This window comes from Pontibacterium sp., assembly GCF_041587635.1.
Taxonomy (GTDB): Bacteria; Pseudomonadota; Gammaproteobacteria; order Pseudomonadales; family Balneatricaceae; genus Pontibacterium.
On sequence record NZ_JBFGYC010000379.1, the window covers coordinates 1 to 4076 of the forward strand.

Genomic DNA, 4076 nt, shown 5'->3' on the forward strand with positions numbered 1-4076 from the left:
GTACCGGTTAGCTGAATGCTTGAGATACGCGGTAACATTAGCTGCTGTATGAATTTCCACGCGGGTGCATGGGAACGAGATAAAACCGCAGGTTGGATCGAGCAAAGCGATACCCAGAAAAGCCTAAGCGTTAGGACCTCCCCCAAGAAACTCAATCCTCGGGCCGTACACCTAGACCGCACCTGCTATTCTAAAAACAACAGTCGTCATAACTGGGACACCACTATGAAATTCCTGCTGGCTCTAATAGCAGTATTGATCATCGCCGCTCTGATCGGCTTAAGTGTCATGGGCATGATGTCTAAATCAGGCGGTGCACCGGGCTTAATCTCCGGCAAACTCAGCCAATGTCCTAAGCCACCCAACTGTGTCTGTACTGAATTCCAGATCGATGCAGAACACTACCTTCCTCCGGCTACGTACAGCAGCAACGAGATAAACACGGTACGCAAACAGGTACGATCGGCCATCAGCGTATCGGGGGGTGAGCTATTAAGAGAGCGGGATAACTACTTCGTGGCGACGTATACATCCGGCACATTTGGATTTGTAGATGACCTTGAAGTACGGATTGAACCGGATACTAAACAGATCCATATCCGCTCAGCATCAAGGGTCGGTTACAGTGATCTCGGCGCCAATCGTGAGCGGGCGAGCAAACTGAAATCATTGCTGGAAGAGCTTTAGAGCTTTAACGGCCACCGCTTAAATCGGAAGGCAGCCCGGAGACACGGGGAGAAACCGAATACAGGTTACTCCCCTCACCCCAACGTTATTTCTGTTCCTGCTTACGGCGGGCTTTCTCTTCCTGTGCTTTGATATATTCGCGGTCCATCGCGCCATACTGGCGTTCATACGCATCGGGGTCAGAACGCCACAAACGGTAGAGCTTTCGGTCATTGTTCGCCATCGGCGGCGGTGTTTCGCGATAGCGGCGGATAGCGTTCAGGGTCACCGGTGTAAAGACCAGCACAACAAACAACAGCACCAGCAGATATTTATACTCTTCAAACATTCAGGCCACTTCAATCAATTGTGTTTTATGCCGGTGGCCACAACCCTGTTACCCAACCCAGCTTTTTATTAATGGTAGCAACAATGCCAAGGTTACCAACGACAGCACTGTTGTAGAAAGAATAGTACTGGATGCTAGCTCTACCCGCCTCTCATATTGCTGTGCCAAAACGTACACCATCGATCCGGCGGGCAACGCGGCCAACAATACAGCCGATGCAGCCCAAAACGGGTCTAACCCCATGACCAGCACAATCCCCCAGGTCACCAGCGGTTGCACCAGCAGCTTCATGGCCGTCATCCAGCTTAACTGCAGCATATTACCCTTCAGCGAGAGGCCATACAAAGACAACCCCATCGCAAACAACGCAACAGGTGCTGCCGAAGGCGCAATCATATTGAGCAGGTTTTCAATCGGGACCGGTATGGTCAGCGAATAGTGTGACACCAGCATGCCCAATACCGGCGCTAGCATCACCGGGTTGGTCAGAAAGATACTTTTAAACAATCCAAACACCGAACGACGTTCCTGGCCCCCCGCGTCCAGATTAGCGCAGAACGCCAGCACAAAGATCATCACCATATTGGTGGTCAGCGTCACGATCACCACGGGCAAGGTACCTTTATCGCCAAACAGGAAATAAAACAGCGGGATACCCATGTAGACCGTGTTGCCCCAGCTCCCGATCAAACCAACAACGGCACTGTCCAGCGGGCCGGATATTTTCATCCAGCGAGTCCCCAGAAATGCGACCACAATCACTGCAGCGGTACCGGCAAAATACGCTGCAAGAAACGGCCAGTTGATAATATCGGCAATCGCGACACGCGCCGTCGAGGTAAAAAGCAGGGGAGGAATTGCGATGTAAAAAACGTACTGGTTCAGTGCTTTTGCAGCCCCCGCATCCAACAGCCCACTTTTGCGGCAGCTCCAGCCTAATGCCATCAAGGCAAATACCGGGATAACGGTTTCCAGTAACAGTTGCATCTATACTCTCCTGTCAGCGTTTCACTGACAAACTCAACCTGATAAAAAAAGGTTGAAGATTCTACCTTCCATCCCGGCAAGACACTATTGCTGAATAGGAATTTCACTGTTGCGGCTTTGAGGGGCGGAGATCAACCCTATGGGGGAGTGTAAGAAGAGGAGAAATGGGGCTGACAGATACTCAACCCCGCACAACATCGGTTAACCCATCGGGATACCGTTGACTGTAATCTGGCCTTTTACGATGTTGACCTCTGTGACAATCTTACCGCCCTCTTTCTTCACCAACCCTTGTTTAGCGAGCCGGTTAAGCTGATTGCGAGGCTGTTGATCAGGCAGTGCATTCACCAGCGACTCATCGACACTGAATTTAAAGTTACCGTCGAGTTTCGAGCGAATAGCATTAGGATCTTGCATACTTTGCATCAGATCAAACGCCGCCATCTGCACACTGCCATCGGCGACTAGAGCCCCTTTATCCGTCTGCACATCAAACGCATTCAGGTTCAGGTTGATACCCTGGGCTGTCAGTCCGCCCATCAACCCCATCATCACAAACGGGTTCTGGCGCTGAGCAGCGGGCATTTCATTGACCTGCTGAGTGAGTGTTTTGAACGCCGCATTATTGACATCAAACGTCATATCCAGCTTGGCACTACTGAGGTTAACTGGGGGGGCCTCTACCGCAGAACTAAGCTCCATGTCGCCCATGCTGTTTACAACATCCAGCAGCAAACGCTCTTCCTTTTCTGTCTGCCGTATCTCAAAGCCGAGGTCATTCAAAGTAACCTGCATCTGCTTATTCTGAGCATTGAACCAAAATTCACGCAACTTCATATCCGCTGTAAATTCAGCAAACAGGCCTTCCATGTACGATGAACCCGGTACCAGTGTGCCGCTTTGCGTCATCGTCACGCCGGACATTTTTAATACTTCTTCACCCGCAGAAGATACCGTCAGAGAACCCATCTGGCCTTCACCGGTTATCTGATCCCCGTCCAGCGAACCCTTGCTTTCCAATGCCCCTATAACTACTTCTGTATCCTTCTGTTTAATCGAGAAGGTATCCGTCATCAACGTATGATCAATCGCCAGCGTTTGATCGAAAGGGTTAAACGATGCATCCGCCAGAAATTGTATCGCCGGCTTAGCAGGATTGGCCTGAGTCGCCTTTATCTGATCCAGCAACTCACCCGGAGCGATCTGGGTAATATACTGAGCAGACAAAACACTGTTCTTCACTCTGATATCAAACGGAATACGTTCCAGCGAGAGGGCTTCGGTGATATCCGGATCCTGCAATACCAGCTCAAGACGATAGCTGTTTTCAATAAAACTACGCTCTGACTGCAACTCAACCTTCAACACACCCTGATAATTTGGTGCTTGGTTCACCTGATCAACAAAGGCAACCATCGACTCATGTGCCTGATCACCGGTGTATTTAATACTCGCTGCACCAGCTGCTGCAACACCGACTAATACCACGGGAATAACAACGTTCTTCATCCCTAAAAACTCCTGTGAATCTACTCCATTAATGATGCCACGCAGTCTAGCACAGATTGACAACCACACCGGGTCAGGCGGAATGAGACAAACGCCCTTCTTACAGGCACAAAAAAGCCGCACTAAATAGCGCGGCTTTTTTCGCAAGAGAACGACTTATTTTACGGAGCAAGTCAGTTCTTCTTCGATTTTCATCATGCCAGCTTCAACAGCTTCGATCGCTTTTGCGTCGTGGTCGTTTACTGGGCAGCCGCACTTGTGGTCACCGTTAGTAGCGTGCAAGCGAGCCTGTTCCAGGTGCCACTGAGCAACTTTCAGATGCTGATCTACATTCATCGTATTTTTTCCTTATCAAACCGCGAGTTTGTGAAATAATTCGCGCGAGACTTTACCACAGTTTTTTTAAAAGTTGTCCCAGATCAATGAAAAAAATCACACATGAAAATGAGATTTATTCTTAACAAAGAAACACCCACTTTCATCCTGTGTTTTTTGTTCTAATATCCATTTCATAACTTATGACCTTATAGGAAACCATCGATGGAAGACGTACTGCTTCAACTAC

General features: G+C 49.3%; 5 protein-coding genes. 1 reads left to right on the plus strand and 4 read right to left on the minus strand.

Annotated features, from left to right (window positions below; translation table 11 throughout):
* The first annotated feature begins 225 nt into the window (after positions 1-225).
* Positions 226-687, plus strand: a complete 462-nt coding sequence (locus ABYW01_RS15870) for a DUF1499 domain-containing protein (RefSeq protein WP_372834515.1) — start codon at positions 226-228, stop codon at positions 685-687.
* An 85-nt stretch (positions 688-772) separates the two neighbouring features.
* Here ABYW01_RS15870 and ABYW01_RS15875 read toward each other — a convergent pair whose 3' ends face one another.
* The 4 genes from ABYW01_RS15875 to ABYW01_RS15890 form a co-directional block, all read right to left on the minus strand.
* Positions 773-1015 (minus strand): hypothetical protein, encoded by a 243-nt coding sequence (locus ABYW01_RS15875; RefSeq protein ID WP_372834517.1) that lies wholly within the window; start codon positions 1013-1015, stop codon positions 773-775.
* A gap of 48 nt (positions 1016-1063) precedes the next feature.
* Entirely contained in the window at positions 1064-2002 is a 939-nt protein-coding gene (locus tag ABYW01_RS15880) for an AEC family transporter (RefSeq protein WP_372834519.1), read from the minus strand.
* Between the two features lie 201 nt (positions 2003-2203).
* Complete coding sequence (locus ABYW01_RS15885; RefSeq protein WP_372834522.1) at positions 2204-3511, minus strand: DUF945 family protein; 1308 nt, start codon at positions 3509-3511, stop codon at positions 2204-2206.
* A gap of 156 nt (positions 3512-3667) precedes the next feature.
* Positions 3668-3847, minus strand: a complete 180-nt coding sequence (locus ABYW01_RS15890) for a hypothetical protein (RefSeq protein WP_193954267.1) — start codon at positions 3845-3847, stop codon at positions 3668-3670.
* Between the last annotated feature and the right edge of the window lie 229 nt (positions 3848-4076).